Annotated in this window: 14 protein-coding genes and 1 tRNA gene; 7 read left to right on the forward strand and 8 right to left on the reverse strand. The window is 66.6% G+C overall.

Annotation, left to right across the window (positions count from 1 at the left end; genetic code table 11):
• The first annotated feature begins 133 nt into the window (after positions 1-133).
• From QTI04_RS06705 to QTI04_RS06715, 3 genes are all read left to right on the forward strand, one after another.
• Positions 134-493, forward strand: a complete 360-nt coding sequence (locus tag QTI04_RS06705; RefSeq protein ID WP_286614616.1) for a hypothetical protein — start codon at positions 134-136, stop codon at positions 491-493.
• 136 nt (positions 494-629) lie between these two features.
• A complete protein-coding gene (locus QTI04_RS06710) occupies positions 630-1937 on the forward strand; it encodes an MFS transporter (protein WP_286614618.1) in 1308 nt (435 codons plus the stop codon).
• Between the two features lie 17 nt (positions 1938-1954).
• Positions 1955-2707 carry a transporter substrate-binding domain-containing protein gene (locus tag QTI04_RS06715; protein WP_286614619.1) on the forward strand — a complete coding sequence of 251 codons (753 nt, stop codon included), beginning with the start codon at positions 1955-1957 and terminating at the stop codon, positions 2705-2707.
• 12 nt (positions 2708-2719) lie between these two features.
• Here QTI04_RS06715 and QTI04_RS06720 read toward each other — a convergent pair whose 3' ends face one another.
• A complete protein-coding gene (locus QTI04_RS06720) occupies positions 2720-3736 on the reverse strand; it encodes a 2-dehydropantoate 2-reductase (protein WP_286614621.1) in 1017 nt (338 codons plus the stop codon).
• Positions 3736-6369: an alanine--tRNA ligase gene (alaS, locus tag QTI04_RS06725; protein WP_286614623.1), complete on the reverse strand. Its 2634-nt coding sequence runs from the start codon at positions 6367-6369 to the stop codon at positions 3736-3738. The genes QTI04_RS06720 and alaS overlap by 1 nt, the downstream gene beginning before the upstream one ends.
• A 115-nt stretch (positions 6370-6484) precedes the next feature.
• Here alaS and QTI04_RS06730 point away from each other — a divergent pair, with 115 nt between their 5' ends.
• A complete protein-coding gene (locus QTI04_RS06730; protein WP_286614624.1) occupies positions 6485-6856 on the forward strand; it encodes a DUF2784 domain-containing protein in 372 nt (123 codons plus the stop codon).
• A gap of 27 nt (positions 6857-6883) precedes the next feature.
• Here the strand turns inward: QTI04_RS06730 and QTI04_RS06735 are convergent, their stop codons facing one another.
• The 3 genes from QTI04_RS06735 to thpR are packed head-to-tail and all read right to left on the reverse strand — an operon-like array spanning position 6884 to position 12532.
• Positions 6884-10999, reverse strand: a complete 4116-nt coding sequence (locus tag QTI04_RS06735; RefSeq protein WP_286614625.1) for a PAS domain S-box protein — start codon at positions 10997-10999, stop codon at positions 6884-6886.
• Complete coding sequence (locus tag QTI04_RS06740) at positions 10996-11970, reverse strand: response regulator (protein WP_286614627.1); 975 nt, start codon at positions 11968-11970, stop codon at positions 10996-10998. Before QTI04_RS06740 ends, QTI04_RS06735 begins: the two co-directional genes overlap by 4 nt.
• A gap of 25 nt (positions 11971-11995) precedes the next feature.
• Positions 11996-12532 (reverse strand): RNA 2',3'-cyclic phosphodiesterase, encoded by a 537-nt coding sequence (gene thpR / locus QTI04_RS06745; RefSeq protein ID WP_286614628.1) that lies wholly within the window; start codon positions 12530-12532, stop codon positions 11996-11998.
• A 68-nt stretch (positions 12533-12600) separates the two neighbouring features.
• Here thpR and QTI04_RS06750 point away from each other — a divergent pair, with 68 nt between their 5' ends.
• From QTI04_RS06750 to QTI04_RS06760, 3 genes are all read left to right on the forward strand, one after another.
• Positions 12601-13536: an SMP-30/gluconolactonase/LRE family protein gene (locus QTI04_RS06750; RefSeq protein WP_286614631.1), complete on the forward strand. Its 936-nt coding sequence runs from the start codon at positions 12601-12603 to the stop codon at positions 13534-13536.
• Positions 13537-13572: 36 nt separating this feature from the next.
• Positions 13573-13646 (forward strand) — tRNA-Gly (locus tag QTI04_RS06755).
• A 262-nt stretch (positions 13647-13908) separates the two neighbouring features.
• The gene (locus QTI04_RS06760) at positions 13909-14310 is read left to right on the forward strand and encodes a GreA/GreB family elongation factor (protein ID WP_286603454.1); all 402 of its coding nucleotides are present in this window, start codon (positions 13909-13911) and stop codon (positions 14308-14310) included.
• Here the strand turns inward: QTI04_RS06760 and QTI04_RS06765 are convergent.
• From QTI04_RS06765 to QTI04_RS06775, 3 genes are all read right to left on the reverse strand, one after another.
• Complete coding sequence (locus QTI04_RS06765; RefSeq protein WP_286614632.1) at positions 14298-14684, reverse strand: hypothetical protein; 387 nt, start codon at positions 14682-14684, stop codon at positions 14298-14300. The two genes, QTI04_RS06760 and QTI04_RS06765, sit on opposite strands and share 13 nt — an antisense overlap.
• Positions 14685-14809: 125 nt before the next feature.
• Positions 14810-15709: a DUF2950 domain-containing protein gene (locus tag QTI04_RS06770; protein ID WP_286603456.1), complete on the reverse strand. Its 900-nt coding sequence runs from the start codon at positions 15707-15709 to the stop codon at positions 14810-14812.
• 46 nt (positions 15710-15755) lie between these two features.
• Positions 15756-17258 (reverse strand): DUF3300 domain-containing protein, encoded by a 1503-nt coding sequence (locus QTI04_RS06775; protein ID WP_286614634.1) that lies wholly within the window; start codon positions 17256-17258, stop codon positions 15756-15758.
• Positions 17259-17342: the final 84 nt, after the last annotated feature.

Below are 17342 nucleotides of genomic sequence, written 5' to 3' on the forward strand. Positions count from 1 at the left end.
CGCTTCGGTTTGTTTCACTAATTAAACAGCGGTTTATCAATGGAACGATGAAGCGAGAATAATGCGGAAACCCTTCAGAAAGATAGGTATAAACCCTATCTTTTACGTCCGCTTACCTGGCGACGATGGGCGCATGAACCACCTCGCGCCCGCCCTCGCCTTCGCCGCAGCGATGGCCGTCCCTCTGCTGCACGCTGCCACGCTCGACACGCGCACCTACACGGTGGAGATCACGCCCCTGTGCGGCGAGCGGGTGACGGACTGCGAACAGTTCGCCTACGCCGATACGCACAAGCGCACGGGCAGCCAACTCAACATGGTGGGCAAGCCCGCGCAGCGGCCTTGCCCGCCCGGCAATGCGCCCTGCAATCCAATGGGCTGGCAGTTCTACGATGGCAACACCAGCTACTTCGTCGGGCAGGACGGCTGGCTGATCGTCACGAAGGGCAGCAAGACGACCCTGCGCGAACAGGGCGCGTGGCGCGAGCGCTAGCCCTCACCGCCTGAGCAGCGCCTGACTCCCGGGGGCAGGACATACCCCGAGCGAGATGACGGCTGTTCGACAGGTTGCCTCCCTACGATGAATGGACCGCACCGACACCGGCGCGTCCACCCCTCAGGAGACACCCATGAGCACCGCCACACTGGCCCCCGGCCACGCCGCGCCGCCTCGCAGCACCTCCAAGCTCGGCGCCGTGCTGCGCGTGACCAGCGGCAACTTCCTCGAGCAGTTCGACTTCTTCCTGTTCGGCTTCTACGCCACCTACATCTCCAAGGCCTTCTTCCCCGCGAGCAGCGACTTCGCCTCGCTGATGCTGACCTTTGCGGTGTTCGGCGCGGGATTCCTGATGCGCCCTCTCGGCGCGATCATCCTCGGCGCCTACATCGACGAAGTGGGACGGCGCAAGGGTTTGATCGTCACGCTGGGCATCATGGCCAGTGGCACCGTGCTCATCGCCTTCGTGCCCGGCTACGCGACGATCGGCGCGATCGCGCCCGTGCTGGTGCTACTCGGCCGCCTGCTGCAGGGCTTCTCGGCCGGCGCCGAACTGGGTGGCGTCTCGGTATATCTGTCGGAGATGGCGACGCCCGGCCACAAGGGCTTCTACACGGCGTGGCAATCGGCGAGCCAGCAGGTCGCGATCGTGCTGGCCGCCGCGCTGGGCTTCGCGCTCAACGAAATGATGGCTCCTGCCGCGCTGGCCGGATGGGGTTGGCGGATGCCGTTCTTCGTGGGCTGCATGATCATCCCGTGCATCTTCGTCCTGCGCCGCTCGCTGCAGGAGACCGAGGCCTTCCAGGCGCGCAAGCACCATCCGAGCACACGCGAAGTGTTCCAGTCCATGGTGCGCAACTGGAGGGTCGTGCTGGCCGGAATGATGCTGGTCGCGATGACCACGACCACCTTCTACCTGATCACCGTCTACACGCCCACCTTCGGCAAGACCGTGCTGCACCTGAGCGCGAAGGACAGCCTGATCGTCACGCTGCTGGTCGCCGTCACCAATTTCATTTGGCTTCCCATCGGCGGTGCGCTGTCGGACCACATCGGGCGAAAGCCCTTGCTGCTGGCGGTCACGATCCTGGCCATCTTCACCGCCTACCCCGCGATGCACTGGCTCGCTGCGGCGCCGAGTTTCGGCCGCATGCTCGACGTGCTGCTGTGGTTCTCGTTCCTGTTCGGCATGTACAACGGTGCGATGGTCGTGGCCCTCACGGAGGTGATGCCGGTGGAAGTCCGAGTGGTGGGCTTTTCGCTGGCCTACAGCCTGGCGACAGCGGTCTTTGGCGGCTTCACGCCCGCCATCTCGACCTGGCTGATCGAGACGACCGGGGACAAGGCGGCGCCCGCTTACTGGCTCAGCTTCGCCGCGGTGTGCGGATTGGGCGCGACGCTGGCGCTCTATCGCAAGGGACGGCGCGCGGCCGTTGCGTAGCGCGGCAGAATCGGGGGATGAGCACCACCCTCCCCGCGGCCGTGGTTTCGGCCTTCACGCCCACCGGCGCGCTGCGCGCCTCCATCAATCTCGGCAACCCGATCCTCGCGAACAGGGATGCCGCCACCGGAGAGCCGGTCGGCGTGTCGATCGATCTCGCGCGCGAGTTCGCGCGGCGACTCGGCGTTGCCATCGAACTCGTAGTGTTCGAGAAGGCCGCCGCGTCCGTCGATGCGGTCCGCAACGAGCAGGCCGACATCGGCTTCTTCGCGATCGATCCGCTGCGCAGCGAAGGCATGCAGTTCACCGCGCCCTATGTGCTGATCGAAGGCAGCTACCTCGTGCCCGCCGCCTCGCCGCTCACGCGCAATGAAGAGGTCGACAGCGATGCACAGCGGATCGCCGTCGGCGCCGGCAGCGCCTACGACCTCTTCCTCACTCGCGAAATCAAGCAGGCGCAGATCGTTCGCGTGCAAGGCGCCAAGGGGGTGATGGAAAGCCTCCACGCGGGCCAGGTGAACGTGGCGGCAGGCATCCGACAGGTGCTCGAAGCCGAGGCCGAAAAGGCGCCAGGGCTGCGCCTGCTCCCGGGCCGTTTCATGGTGATCCAGCAGGCAATGGGCACGCCCTCCTCCCGCGGCGGCGAAGCCGGCGCGGCGCTCAACGCGTTCGTCGAGGAGATGAAAGCGAGCGGCTTCGTGGCCGATGCATTGGCCCGGCATCGCATCCAGGGTGCCAGCGTGGCGCCAGCGGGACGCGATCCCGCGTAGCGCCTTCGCGATCTATAGACGCATTTCCGCCAACAACTGCGCCGGCGTCCAGCGCGTCTTGCGCTCGGGCCAGCCCTCCAGCAGTTCGACCATCTTCGCGTTGAGCGGCGCTCGCATGCCGCTCGCTTCGGCCAGCCGCACCACTTCACCGCACAGTGCATCGATCTCGGTGCGCCGGCCGAGCGCCAGATCGTCGGCCATGCTGGAACGCGCCTTGGCATCGATGCGCAGCATGCGCGCCGCGACCAGCCGGAACAGCGGCGTCGGCAACCGCAGGATCGCGGGCAGGCGACGCGCCGGCACGGCCGCGAGTTGAGCCGGCGCGATGCCGGCCTTGTCGAGCGCGGCGAGCGCCTCGTCCATCAGCGCGGCGAGGCAGCGGCGATAGCCACGCTGAAGCAACTCGTCGCGCAAGGGCAGCCCGGACAGCGCGTTGACCGGGTTGTTGAGATTGAGCAGCAGCTTGCCCCACTGGATCGGCAAGAGTTCGGGATGCAGATCGATGGGCACGCCCGCGCGATCGAACACCGCAACCCACCGCCGCAGCGCAGGGTCGTCCTTCGCGGCCAACCGGCCGACCGTGCCGCGATGGAAGGCACCGGCGCCGATCTCCGCGACGTTGTAAGGGACCATCGCAGGAAGGATGTTCAGCTTCGGCGCGGCTTGCGATGCAACGGCGGCATTCGAGATGCCGTTCTGCAGCGACAGCACCGGCGTGCCGGCAGGCAGCACCGCACCCAGTTCCGCTGCCGCTTCCTCGGTCGCGCCGCTCTTGACGGTCAGCAGTACCAGCGCAGGCCGCACGCCGGCCGGTACTTCATTCGACAGCCGCAGCACGTCCGGCAGAACCTGATGGCGCGTGCCGTCGAGATCGGTGAGCGTCAGCCCGTGCGCAGCAACGTCCCCCAGCACGCGAGGACGCCCCACCAGCGCGACGCGAACACCCGCCGCAGCCAGACTGCCGCCGATGAAGCACCCGATGGTGCCTGCCCCCATCACGAGGACATCGGCGGCCAGTTCGTCGCTCATCAGTTCGATTGAAGGCGTTCCGCGACCCAGCCCTGCACCGACTTCAGCGCGGCCGGAACGCCTGCCGCATCGGTGCCGCCGGCCATCGCCATGTCGGCCTTGCCACCGCCCTTGCCGCCGACCTGCTGGGCCACGAAGTTGACGAGTTCGCCCGCCTTCACCTTGCCCATGGTGTCGGAAGTGACGCCGGCCGCGATCTGCACCTTGGCGCCGTCGACGGCCGCGAGCACGATGGCCGCGGTCTTGAGCTTGTCCTTGAGCTTGTCCATGGTGTCGCGCAGCGTCTTGGCGTCCGCGCCGTCGAGCTTGGCCGCAAGCACCTTGATGCCGCCGACGTCGACCGCCTGCGCAAGCAGTTCGTCGCCCTTGGAGGACGCGAGCTTGCCCTTGAGCGAGCCGACCTCACGCTCCAGCGCGCGCACTTGGTCGAGCACCTGCGCGAGACGCGCCTGCAGTTCCGAGGCCGGCGTCTTGAGCGTGGCGGCGACGCTGTTGACCGTGGCTTCGAGTTCCTGCAAGTAGGTCAAGGCATTGGCGCCGGTCACGGCCTCGATGCGGCGAACGCCTGCGGCCACGCCGCCTTCGCTCACGATCTTGAAGAGCCCGATGTCGCCGGTGCGGGAAACGTGCGTGCCGCCGCACAGTTCGCGGCTGCTGCCGATGTCGAGCACGCGCACGGTTTCGCCGTACTTCTCGCCGAAGAGCATCACGGCGCCGGTCTTCTGCGCCGATTCCATGTCCATCAGCCGGGCCTGAGTGGCTTCGTTGGCGAGGATCTCGGCATTGACGCGCCGCTCGATCTCCAGGATCTGCTCGGCCGTGACGGGCGCGTTGTGCGCGAAGTCGAAGCGCGTCTTGTCGGCATCGACCAGCGAGCCCTTCTGCTGCACGTGCTCGCCCAGCACTTCGCGCAAGGCCTTGTGCATCAGGTGCGTGACGCTGTGGTTGCGCATGGTCGAGGCGCGGCGCGCGGTGTCGACACGGGCCGTGACGGCGTCGCCGACCTTCAACGTGCCCTGCGTCTGCGTGCCGTGGTGGCCGAACACGTCGGCCTTGATCTTCTGCGTGTCCTCGACGCCGAACTGCACGCCTTCGGCGGTCAGCATGCCCTGGTCGCCGACCTGACCGCCGCTTTCGGCATAGAAGGGCGTGGTGTCGAGCACGACGATGCCAGGCTGGCCTTCGGCCAGCTGCTGCACGGGGGCGCCTTCGAAATACAGCGCAACGACCTTGGCCTTCTCTTCGAGATGCTCATAGCCGGTGAAGGCATTGCCCTCGCCCGTGTACTCGACGGCGCGTTCCATCTTGAACTTGCCGGCGGCGCGGCCTGCGGCCTTCTGCTTTTCCATGGCGGCCCTGAAGCCGGCTTCATCGACGGCGACGCCGCGCTCACGGCAAACGTCGGCCGAAAGGTCGAGCGGAAATCCGTAGGTGTCGTGTAGCTTGAAGGCGACTTCACCCGGCAGCACCTTGGCGCCGTCCGCGAGCGCCGCATCGAGGATTTCCATGCCGTTGGCCAGGGTCTCGAAGAAGCGCTCTTCCTCGGCCTTCAGGGTATCGGTGATGCGCTTCTCGTCGGCTCTGAGCTTGGGATAGGCGTCGCCCATCAGCGCCACGAGGTCAGGCACGAGCTTGTGGAAGAAGGGTTTCTTCTGGCCGAGCTTGTAGCCGTGGCGAATGGCGCGGCGCACGATGCGGCGCTGAACATAGCCGCGGCCTTCGTTCGAAGGGATCACACCGTCGGCCACCAGGAAGGCCGTGGCGCGGATGTGGTCGGCGATCACGCGCAGGCTCTTGTTGCCGAGGTCGTTCTCGCCGGTCTCGCGCGATGCGGCCTTGACGAGCGCGTCGAACAGATCGATTTCGTAGTTGCTGTGCACGTGCTGCAGGATGGCGGCCAGGCGCTCCAGGCCCATGCCGGTGTCGACGCAGGGCGCGGGCAGCGGCTTGACGCTGCCGTCGGGCTGCATGTCGAACTGCATGAACACGTTGTTCCAGATTTCGATGTAGCGGTCGCCGTCTTCATCGGGGCTGCCGGGCGGGCCGCCGGCGATCTCGGGGCCGTGGTCGTAGAAGATCTCGCTGCAGGGTCCGCAAGGGCCGGTGTCGGCCATCATCCAGAAGTTGTCGGACATGTAGCGGCCGCCCTTGTTGTCGCCGATGCGCACGACACGCTCCGGTGGCAGTCCGATTTCCTTCGTCCAGATGTCGTAGGCCTCGTCGTCCTCGATGTAGACGGTGGCCCAGAGCTTCTCGGCCGGCAGCTTGTAGACCTGGGTCAGCAGTTCGAAGGCCCACTTGAGCGACTCGCGCTTGAAGTAGTCGCCGAAGCTCCAGTTGCCCAGCATCTCGAAGAAGGTGTGGTGACGTGCGGTGTAGCCGACGTTCTCGAGATCGTTGTGCTTGCCGCCGGCGCGCAGGCAGGCCTGGACGGAAGCCGCGCGCACATAGGGGCGCTTGTCGGTGCCGAGGAACACGTCCTTGAACTGCACCATGCCGGAGTTGGTGAACATCAAGGTCGGATCGTTGCCGGGAACCAGCGAACTCGAGGGCACGACGGTGTGGCCCTTGGTCGCGAAGAAATCGAGGAACGACTTGCGGATGTCGGCGACGCTGAAGGTGGGCTGGCTCATCTTGGGTTTTGGCTTGTGGCGAAGGCGGCCGGTTGCGGGCAGCCCCTGCATCGAACCCACCTAACTGCTTGATCTGCGTGAACATTCCATTATAGGTTTGGGGAAAATCCCGGACATGAGCAACCGAGTCCTGGCCGATGCCATCCTGGTCCTGCACGGCCTCTTCATCCTGTTCGCCCTGGCCGGTGGCGTCCTGGTCTGGCGCTGGCCACGACTGGCCTGGCTGCATCTGCCGGCGGTCGCGTGGGCTGCCTGGGTGGCCTGGTTCGGATGGGAATGCCCGCTCACGCCCCTCGAGAACGAGTTGCGGCGCGCGGCCGGCCAGGCCGGCTACGCCGGCGGATTCATCGATCACTACCTGCTGGGCGTGATCTATCCCGAGGGCCTCACTCGCGGCGCGCAGATCGCATCGGGCACCTTTGTCGCCGTCCTGAACCTGGGCGCGTATGCACTGCTGATTCGCAAACGGCGGCGGAAACGAAGCTGAAGCCGCCCAGCCCTGACCGGGCAATGGCTATGCGCCCTGGCCGATCTGCAGGATCTCGACCGCCTGCCTGAACTGAAGCGCCTGCATGGCCCGCTCCAGCGCCGCGAAGCGTTCGCTGCCCAGCGAGTGGCGCAACGACGGACCCAGTTCGTCGAACAACGGCATCGCCGCCATGCTCTGCTTGCGCAGCAGATCGATGAGCGAGGCCAGCCCGTCGGGATCGATGGGCGTCGCATCATCGTCGGCCCCAGCCCTGGCGTCCGTCGCATCGAAAAACGGCTGGGCCGCCGCCTGCAGATTCCGCAGCGCCGCGCCCAGCGCACGCAGCGCACGACCGGCCCGTTGGGGGTCGCCGTCTCTCAGCGCCGCCTCTCCCTCGGCTGCCTGCTGCCGCACGCCGTCGATCCCGATCACGCCAGCGCTGCCTTGCAGCTTGTGCAAGCGGGCCGCGAGAGCCGAAGACGATCCGCCGGAGGACGCATCCCCCTCGCGAGCCAGGTCGGCGAACTCCGCGAGCAGGCTGCGCAAAACGCTCAAGAGGAGAGCGCTGTCGCCCATCAGCCGCTTCGATGCGCCCTGCGCGTCGATGCCCTGGATCAACGGCCAGCCGGGCGGAAGCGGCGCCATGGCTGGAGCCTCCTCATGCGCGGTCGGCACCAGCCGGCCCCGTGCACGCTCCACGCAACGTCGCACGGTGCGCACCAGCACCTCGGCATCGAAAGGCTTGCTGATGAAGTCGTTCATGCCGGCTTCGAGCGCGCGATCGCGCTCGGCGACCAGCGCGCTGGCCGTCAGCGCGACCACCGGCAATGCCCTGAGGCCCAACTCGCTACGAATCATCCGCGTGGCCTCGTTGCCGTCGAGCGTGGGCATCTGGACGTCCATCAGCACCAGATCGAAAGTCTGCGGACTCCTGCGCAGCGTCTCGACTGCTTCGCGGCCATCCAACGCCACGCTGACCTGAGCGCCTTCGCGTTCGAGGATGTGCTGGCAAACCTCCAGGTTCACAGCGCTGTCGTCTGCCACCAGCACGCGCATCCGGGACAGGCGCCGGTCCGTCGACGCTGCGCGAGTGGGTAGCGCAGGCTGAATGGCGCCCTCGCCGGCAATGTCCAGCGGCAGGATGACCCAGAACTCGCTGCCGCTGACCGGGGTGCTGCTGACGCCGAGTTCGCCGCCCATCAATTCCGTGAGTTGCTTCACGATGGACAGGCCCAGTCCCGTGCCGCCGAAGCGGCGCGTGGTCGATGTGTCGGCTTGCGTGAAAGGCGTGAACAGCCGGTCGAGCACATCGGCCTCGATACCGATGCCCGTATCGATCACGGCGAAGCGCAGGCGGAGGCGATCCTCCAGCCGCTCCTTTACCTGCACATTCAGCCGGACCGACCCCTGCGCGGTGAACTTGACGGCATTGCTCAGAAGGTTGACGAGAATCTGCCGGATGCGGGTGACGTCTCCGACCAGGTGCTTTGGAAGATCGGCACCGGATTCCAGCGCCAACGCGATGCCCTTCTCGCTGGCGTCAACGGTCATCATCGAAATGGCGCTGTCGAGCAGATCGCCCAGCCCGAACTCGGATTCATCGAGCGCCATCTCTCCGGCCTCGATCTTGGAGATGTCGAGGATGTCGTTGATGACGCCCAGCAGCGCGTTGCTGGCGTCATCGATCTTTCGCAGGAACTCGCGCTGCCTGTCATCCAGCGAGGTCTGCCGCAGCAGATAGGCCAGCCCGATGACCGCGTTGAGCGGCGAGCGGATCTCGTGGCTCATGTTGGCAAGGAATTCGCTCTTGGCCTTGCTCGCCGATTCCGCCTGCGCGCTGCGCTCGTTCAGCGCGAGGTTCAGGCTCTCGAGCTGGTCTTGCGCGCGGCGCATGTCGGTGACGTCCACCGCTACCGAGATGAAGCCCTGCACCACGCCGTACTCGTCGAAGTCGGGGATGTAGTGCAGCCAGTAGTGCATCGTCGATCCGTCGGCCAGCGTGCGGGTACGCATCACGCGCTGGTCGTTCCCGGCCAATGCGGCGCGGATGTAGGGTTCGTTCTCGCGGAAGAGTTCAGGGCCGAGCAACTCCACCTGCGTGATCCCGAGCATCTCCTCGGGCGCACGCCCCAGCCAGCGCCGGTAGGCGCTATTCGCGAAGCTGCAGCGCATCTCCGTCGTCCAGTAGGCGACGATCCCCGGGATGTTGTCGGTCACGATGCGCATGAAGCGCTCGTTCTTGTGCAGCCTTTCCTCGACCGCCTTGCGTTCCGACAGGTCGGTCGCGATCGCGATGAAGCCGACCACGCTGCCGGCCGCATCGCGCAACGGACTCACGTTCAGGTGCACGGCTACCCGGCTGCCGTCCTTGCGGACATAGGTCCACTCCCGGGGTCGAGCCCGGCCGGTGCCCGGCGCGGGCGCGAAGACCTCGCACACTTCGAGTGGACGCCCCAGCTCGGTGGTGAGCGCCATCGCGCGGCTGTGGACCTCGAACACGTCGTGGAAGCGGTTCATCTCCATCTGGTTCACGACCTCGGCGGCCGAATAGCCCAGCAAGGCCTCCGCCGCGGGATTGAACAGCGTCACCATGCCATTGACCTCGGTGGCGATGATGGCGCTCGCCGCTCCGTCGAGGATGGCCCGCTCGCGCGCCGACAGCGCCACCAGCTCGCCGGTGCGTTCGACCACCTGCTGCTCCAGCGTCGCGTTCAGCTCGAGGATGTGCGCCTTGGTCGCCCTCTCGTGCGTGATGTCGCGCAGGGTCTCGGCGGCGCCGAGCACGCGGCCGTCCGCCGAGCGGATCGGCGCTGCCGCCACCGAGACTGCCACGGCCGTGCCGTCGCGGTGACGCCGGAAGGTCTCGAACGCGGCGACCGACTTGCCTTGCGCAATGTGGCGCAGCAGCGTCTCTTCTTCCTGCGCATAGTCCGGCGGCAACAGCAGGGCCTGCATGGGCTGCCCGAGCGCCTCCTGGGAGGTGTACCCGAAGATCTTGGCCGCTGCGTCGTTCCAGTCGGTGATCGTTCCGTCGAGCCGGCAGCCGATGATGGCGTCGTTGGAACTGGTCACGATCGCCGCGAGCCGCGAGCGCTGTTCGCCCGCCTGCTGCTTGCGCCGCTGCGTCGTCTGCTCGATGAAGGACAGCAGAGCCAGCAGCAGCGCCAGCGTCGAGCCGATCAGCACCGCGGCCCACGGGCTGCGCAGGTTCAACCGCTTCAGGAACATCGGCTGCGCGCTGACCTCCACGTGCCAGGTGCGGCCGTAGAGATTCAGCGGCAGCACGTTCTTGAGCGCACCGGGCCGGACCGATGAATGGCCCGGCGAGGTGAAGAAGGGCACCGGCTTGTCGGGCGGCGTCACATCGGCCAGGGCCAGGGCGAACTCGCCGTCCTGGAAATCGAATCCCTTCAGCACTTCGTCGATGATCAGAGGCGTGTAGATCCAGCCGAACCCTTCGTCCGGCGTACCGCGCGCCGCAGCGGACCGGTGCCGGCGCTGCTGCAGGCGGCCGAGCTGCGTGTCCGCCCTGTAGACGGGCAACAGCATCAACACGGAGAGCTGGCTTGGCGACGCCGTCTCCGACTGCACCAGCGCGATCGGCGCGGTCATCGCGGCTTCGCCCGTCTGCATGGCGCGCTCGGCGGCGGCGCGACGGTTGGGCTCCGATGCGATGTCCAGTCCGATGGCAGGACTGGTGGAATCCGACGGCTCGAAATACTGGATGACGAAGCGATCGCCCTCGTTCACGCCGAGTTGATGAATCCTGAAATCGGGCTTGCCGTCGAGCCGCGCCGCCGCGACGAAGGCGGCCTCCTGCGCGACCGGCACGCGGCGCACGAAGCCGAATCCTCGCGAGCCGGGAAACTCACGCTCCAGATCGCGTGAAGCGCTGAACTGCGCGAACCGCAGCCGAGTGATGCCCCCTTCTCCGCCCGCCGCAATGACAGCCCCACGCGCTCCGCGCAAGCCGAACTCGAAAGCGTGCATGCGCGATGTGAGTTGTTCGACCGCGCGCCGGGCCAGTGCGTCGAAGCGCGTTTGCGCGAGTGAATCGTTGTAACGCGCCTGCCACCACCCCGCGCCCGCTGCCATGCACAGGCCGATGCCCAGCCAGATCAGCGATCGCGCGGACTGCCGAAGCCCCACGGGGATGGTCAATCAGCCTCGGTGCCGGGCTCCGGCGGCGGCGCCTTGGGGGCCATCCGGCTCGCCTGCGCTCGCCCTGCCCTGGCTGCCTCGGCGAGTGCATCACGGGCGGCGCGCTCGAGGGCCTCCACGGCATCGCCCCCCGCGCCGACCAGTTCCTCGCGCGCCGCGGCATCGAGGCAGGCGACGCCGGCGCTGCACGTCACGTGACGCGAGACGGCGGAACCCTGGTGGCTGATGTCCAACGCTTCGACGGACCTCAGCGCGCGATTGGCCACGTGCAGCGCGTCGTCCGCGGAGGTGTCCGCCAGAACCAGCGCAAAGCGTTCGCGATCCAGTCTGGCGACGAAATCGCCGGGCCGGCGCGCGCTGCCCCGCAAGGATTCGGCAATGGCCACAAGACAGACATCCGCGGCCTTCCGGTCGTAGAGCACCTCGAAGGACTGGAAGAAATCGACCTCGAGCATGACGAGCGCAACCGACTGACCCGACTCGGCCGCGCGAAGTGTTTCGCGCACCAGGATCTCGGCATAGGCGTGATCGTTGCCGAGACCCGTGGGCCCATCGATCCTGGACAAGCGGCGCAAGTCGTCCGACAGGCGCTTCAGCTTGAGCTGGGTGTTCACCCGTGCCGTCACCTGCGACGCATTGAATGGCTTGCGGATGAAATCGACTGCGCCGAGTTCCAGCACCGCCACTTCGAGTTCGGATTCCTGGTGGCTGCTCACGAAGATGACCGGCACATCGGCCAACGCCGGGTCGGCCTTCAATGCTTCGCACACCTGCAGGCCGCTCATGTCGCCCATCTGCGCGTCGAGCAGGATCAGGTCGGGAATCGATTCCTTGCTGAGCTGCAATGCATCGGCACCACTGGTTGCGAAACGAACCGTCGTGTAGTCCGAAAGTATCCGACTCAGTACCTGAATGATGGCGGGGTCGTCATCGACAAGAAGCAGGCTCGCTTCGACCGGAAATTTCTTCATCGGAGGATTCTGCCGCAACCGATTGCTATCGTTGACGACGCGTGGAATGGCGCGCCAGGATCTCGTAGTGGACGGGCGGCGTCAGGTGCGAACAGACCAGCACGAACTCGCTGACCTGCCAGGGAATCAGCGGCGGTTCATCGGGCGGGACGGCGCCCAGGCACTTGCGCGCGATCGTGAGATGCGGCAGCCAGTGCGCCCGCTCCGGTGAAAGCCCCGCCTGTTGGAGCGGCCGCTTCAAGCGTTCGTGCAATGCGCGCAGCACTTCGTCCTCATCCGGCCGCAACACCGCGACAGGATTGCGCCAGACTTCCGGCGTTCGCAGTACCAGCGTCAACGCCTGCATCGGCACTTCGGCGAGTCCGTCCTGCAACGCCGCCTGCTGCATCGTGGGCACCTCGCCGAGAAAGTGCAGCGTCATGTGAACGCGCGCTGGCGGAATCATTCGCGCGCCGGGCGGCCACCACCAATTGCGACGGTGCGCATCGATGGCAGCCTGTACGCCCGGATCGGGAAACAGGCCGATGAAGAGGCGCCGGGTCGGCGCAGGTGCGGATGTCATCACCCGCTTTGTAAGATGATCGTGCCGACATTCGCAATGCCTCGATGACGGTGAACCCACAGGAGCAAATGGTGATCGACCTCGTGCCCAGCTTCGAATCACTCGACCCGCGCTTTCGTCAACTCGTTTTCGCAAACGTCCATGTCGAGAAGCTCTACACCGGCTGCCGCTGGGCCGAAGGACCGGCGTGGTTCGCGCCCGGGCGGTATCTCGTGTGGTCGGACATTCCGAACGACCGCATGCTGCGCTGGGACGAGACCGACGGTTCGGTCTCCGTGTTCCGGCAACCGGCGCTGAACACCAACGGCCACACCGTCGACCTGCAGGGCCGGCTGGTGTCCTGCGAGCACCGCGGGCGTTGCGTGTCGCGCACCGAGCATGACGGCACGCGCAGCGTGCTCGCGTCGCGGTTCGAGGGCAAGCGGCTCAACTCGCCGAACGATGTGGTCGTCAAGTCGGATGGGAGCATCTGGTTCTCCGACCCCACCTACGGGATCGACAGCGACTACGAAGGGGACGCGGCGCCGAGCGAGATCGGGAGCCAGCGCGTCTACCGCATCGACGCGGAGTCGGGCGCAGTCAGCAGAGTCGCCGATGGATTCGTGCAACCCAATGGGCTCGCGTTTTCACCGGACGAAAGCTTGCTTTACGTCTCGGACTCCGGGGTCACGCACGTGCACGACGGCCCCCGGCATATCCGGCGCTTTCGCGTCGAAGCCGACGGGCGTAGCTTGTCCGGCGGCGAAGTCTTCGCGGAGTGCCGCTACGGCTTGTTCGATGGGTTCCGCATCGACATGCAAGGCAATCTGTGGGCAAGCGCCGGGGATGGCGTGCACTGCCATGCACCGGATGGAAAGCTGATCGGGAAGATCCGGGTGCCCGAGGTGGTGGCCAATGTGTGTTTTGGCGGGCCGAAGCTCAATCGGCTGTTCATTTGCGCGACGACATCGCTGTACTCGGTGTACTTGAATGCGCGCGGTGCGGCACGACCTTCGGTTCGCTGACCCACTCAAGGCCCGCGGTAGAATTCGCGCCGGTCTGCGGGTGTAGTTCAATGGTAGAACGGCAGCTTCCCAAGCTTCATACGAGGGTTCGATTCCCTTCACCCGCTCCATCTCCCCACCCTTGATGCGGCCTCCTACAATCGAGCGCATGCATCTCCCCACCCCCGTCCTCTTCCACTGCCGCGCGCACACGCGTTCGCTCGGCAATGGCGTGGGCATGCTGGGACTGGGCCAGCCGGCCGCACACTCCTTGGCCCGGCGATCCCCTCTTTCTTTCATTTAGCGCAACATCGACCGCCGGGCCCCAGTTCTCGCGCGTTGGCGACCGCTGAAGATGTCGGCAGGTCGCTCATTTCGACAGGAGTGCCTTTCATGCATGCAAAGAACTACGGCGATCGCACGCTCACCGAACTGGATCACGTTCGCCTCACGAAGCTGGTCGCCGTGAAACCCCACTCGGACCTCGAAGAGTTGCTGGACCTGGTCGAGGTGATGCCCTCGCGCGAGATCGCTCCCGACTTCGTCACGATGAACTCGCAGGTCACGATCGTGGACACGCGTACGGGCCAGCGCCAGAAGCTGACCCCGTGCTATCCCACCGATGCCGATCCGGCCACGGGTTTGGTGTCGGTGCTTTCGCCGGTGGGCATGAGCCTGCTTGGATTGCGAATTGGCGCAACGGCCCAATGGCGAACGCCCGGCGGTGAGGAGTTCAACGCCGAGGTGGCCGAGGTCCACTACCAGCCGGAGGCCAGCGGCGACTACACCACCTGAACTGACCCGGTCGGCGTGGCACTGCGAGTGACCGAAGTGCGTACGTCCGCCGGCTGGAGCGGCACGGGCTTGGGCGCCGGTGGCACTTCGATCTGGCTCGCGTAGTCCGCCAGCAGTTCGCGAGCCACCGTGTCGGGCTGGCTTTCGAGCCGCATCACCATCTGCTCGCCGACGCACAGGCCTTCATAGCGGATGTAGACACGTGAAAAATAGGTCAGCGCCTCCGCGGCGTCGCGAAGGCAGTCGGCAAATGAGGTAAGCCCCAGATCCACATAGCAGGCCTTGGGCGGTGGCTCGCCCGCGGAGCGAGGTGCGCGGACGGTATAGGTGTAGCAGCGCTCGCCGAGCTTGCGGATCTCCAGGACTGGTTGCATCGGGTACTCCTCATTTCCGTGCGCGAACGGACTTGGCGCCACCCTTAGTTTACGTTCTGTCGCACGTGTGACAAGCGGACTACAACTTCCGTCCAGAGCCCTTGCAAGAGTGGCGCGGGCACCGGTCAGCTCCCGGGCACGTCTACCTTGCGCCAGCTTGAATCCGGGTTGAAGCGCGCCATGGCCCGAACGGCGGCATCGGTGCCCACGCCAAGATCCTTCTCGTACACCTTGCCATCGTGGCTGACGACGAAGCTCATCACGCCCGTCTCCCCATAGTGGATCGGCCATGCGATCAAGGCGAATCCGCCGCGCATGCGGTTGCCGATCACGTAGTCGTAGGCCCCGCCCGGAGCGTCCTTGCCCTGGGCCTTGAGGATCTTGAAGTGGTAGCCGTGGTAGCCCTCGCCGGCTCTTTGCCCGCCATAGAGCGGCCCGAGCGGGCTTTCGTCCTGTCCCGTAGCGTCGGGCCAGTAGAGCCCGTCGTGCTTTCCGGGCGAACTCACGAACTTCTGTGCGTACTCGAGCACGCCATTGCCGTCGCGGTCCTTCTGCGCGTATTCCTTCTGGGCATCGAAGTACGCGAGCGCGGCCTGCATTGCACTGAGCTCGTTGCGCCCGATGCGACGGCTGCGCATGGCGTCGGCGCCCGCTTTCGGGTCGAAGCGCCAGCCGGCGGCTGTCTTCACGATGGGCACGGGCAGTGTCCAATCTCCGGGGCCGGCGGCGAGCAGGGCCTTGTCCGGCTGTTCGAGCACGACCTTGTGCTGCTTCGCCCAGGCGGCGAGGAATTCGTAGACGTCCTCTTGGTCGACGGTGCCTTCCGGCACGAAGCGCCGCCATTCGGGTCCGAGCACGTTGCGCATTGCGTCGACATCAGTGCGCGCCAGGGCGTCGACGAAAGCTTGCGCCGCGGCATCGGGCGTGGGGTAGGCCTTTTGCGCGAATGAAGCGCCCGAGGCGAGCGACAGCGCCACGACCACAGAGGCCGCAAGCGTCTTGAAAGGTGTGGCATCAAAGGACATGGTCCGATCTCCTGAGCAGGTGGATTGCGTCATGTGTGCCTCTCGATCAGCGACGACCGCCACCGCCGCGCCCACCGCCTCCACCGCGCGCGCCGCCACCGCCACCGCCACCGCCTCCACCCATGCGTGCGCCACCGCCACCGCCACCCATGTGTGCTCCGCCACCTCCGCCAGGACTCGTGCGGGCACCGCCTCCGCCCATGTGCGCACCCCCGCCCCCGCCTCCGCCGCGGTTCTGCGCCATGGACTGGCGGCTCGCATCGCCGCGACTTGCTTGCTGGCGGGCCTGCCCCCCGGCATCACCTGCGCCTCGCAGGGCGTTGTCGCCGCCGCCGCCATGCTGCGTCCGCTGCAGCCCCTGGTCGGCACCGCCGCGTCCGCCCGGTCCTCCACGGTCGCCCGCTCCCCCGCGGTCCCCCGCTCCAGCGCGGGGACCGGCACGGTCGCCAGCGCGGTCCCCGACGCGGTCACCCGCGCGGTCACCGCCTGGACCCGCTCGATCGCGGCCAGTGTCTCGGTCTGCCGCCTGCGCGCGGTCGCGTGTGCCCGGGTCGTTGCGCAGCTGGTCGCGGCCCTGGCCCGGGTCCATGCCGCGCTGCTGCAGCTGGGATTGAGCCTGCTGGCGCTGCGCGTCACGGGCTGCCGTGTCGCGTCCGCGAAAATCGTTGCGCTGGTTCGCGCCGGCGACATCCTTGCCGAACTGCTGCCGACTCGCTGAATCGCGGTACGGCACGCCGCGCCGGTTGGCCGCGTTGTGCTGGAAGTTCGTCTGGTTGGCACTGATCTGCCGGTTCGCGTTGACGCTGTTGTAGCGGTTGACGTTGACGTTGACGTTCCCGCCGCCCCAGTTGGTGTTGCCCCAGAGTGCGGCGGTGGCGGCCACGCCGACACCGAACGCGATGCCCGTCGCGAGCGCCGCGCCGGGGTAGTAGTAAGGCGCCGGCGGATAGTAGTAAGGCGGATAGGCCGGATACGGCCACGCGCCGTACACGACGGTCGGGTTGTAGGCCGGCACGTACACCACCTCCGGATTCGCCGGCTCGATCTTGATGATCGTCTGCTGCGTCTGCGGCTCCTGCTCGACGATCACCTTCTGCTGTTCGGAGCTCTTGAGGCTGCCCGTCTTCTGCGCCTGGGCGCGCAAGCGCTGGGCCGCGTCGAGGGTGTCCTTGGACGAAGCCAGGAAGGCATCACCCAGGTTCTGCACCCAGTCGGGTTGATCGCCCATCATCTGCAGCACCTGCGGGAACGCAACGAGCGACTGCACGCTCGGGTCCCAGGGCTGGTTCGCGACCATCTTCAGCGCCGCGTCGCCCTTCTGGTTCGGGTTGGCCTTCGACCATTTCGCCGCATCGGCGACATCTGCCGGATAGGTCGCGGCCATCAGCACCTGCGACAGCAGCGAGTCGGGGTACAGCGCGATCGGCGCCATCATCTGGTCGAGTTGCTCCCTGGAAAAGGTCGGCGCCTGCTGCGCGCTCGCAAGCGCCGAGAGAAACGCTGCGGCGAGCATCAGGGCACGCGCGAATCGAAAGGACAGGGCACGCATATCGCCTCCTTGCCGGGCGCCAAAGCAGCCCCGGACACCACGCAGCATAAGTGGCTGAACCGTCCACGGCTATTGCACCTAAGG

The organism is Variovorax sp. J22R115, assembly GCF_030317005.1.
Lineage (GTDB): Bacteria > Pseudomonadota > Gammaproteobacteria > Burkholderiales > Burkholderiaceae_C > Variovorax.

Coding starts and splice junctions, on each gene's coding strand:
- QTI04_RS06760 (WP_286603454.1), top strand. CDS start 13,909: ATGCATGCAAAGAACTACGGCGATCGCACGCTCACCGAACTGGATCAC.
- QTI04_RS06710 (WP_286614618.1), top strand. CDS start 630: ATGAGCACCGCCACACTGGCCCCCGGCCACGCCGCGCCGCCTCGCAGC.
- QTI04_RS06750 (WP_286614631.1), top strand. CDS start 12,601: ATGGTGATCGACCTCGTGCCCAGCTTCGAATCACTCGACCCGCGCTTT.
- QTI04_RS06730 (WP_286614624.1), top strand. CDS start 6,485: ATGAGCAACCGAGTCCTGGCCGATGCCATCCTGGTCCTGCACGGCCTC.
- QTI04_RS06765 (WP_286614632.1), bottom strand. CDS start 14,684: ATGCAACCAGTCCTGGAGATCCGCAAGCTCGGCGAGCGCTGCTACACC.
- QTI04_RS06720 (WP_286614621.1), bottom strand. CDS start 3,736: ATGAGCGACGAACTGGCCGCCGATGTCCTCGTGATGGGGGCAGGCACC.
- thpR (WP_286614628.1), bottom strand. CDS start 12,532: ATGACATCCGCACCTGCGCCGACCCGGCGCCTCTTCATCGGCCTGTTT.
- QTI04_RS06715 (WP_286614619.1), top strand. CDS start 1,955: ATGAGCACCACCCTCCCCGCGGCCGTGGTTTCGGCCTTCACGCCCACC.
- QTI04_RS06775 (WP_286614634.1), bottom strand. CDS start 17,258: ATGCGTGCCCTGTCCTTTCGATTCGCGCGTGCCCTGATGCTCGCCGCA.
- alaS (WP_286614623.1), bottom strand. CDS start 6,369: ATGAGCCAGCCCACCTTCAGCGTCGCCGACATCCGCAAGTCGTTCCTC.
- QTI04_RS06740 (WP_286614627.1), bottom strand. CDS start 11,970: ATGAAGAAATTTCCGGTCGAAGCGAGCCTGCTTCTTGTCGATGACGAC.
- QTI04_RS06705 (WP_286614616.1), top strand. CDS start 134: ATGAACCACCTCGCGCCCGCCCTCGCCTTCGCCGCAGCGATGGCCGTC.
- QTI04_RS06770 (WP_286603456.1), bottom strand. CDS start 15,709: ATGTCCTTTGATGCCACACCTTTCAAGACGCTTGCGGCCTCTGTGGTC.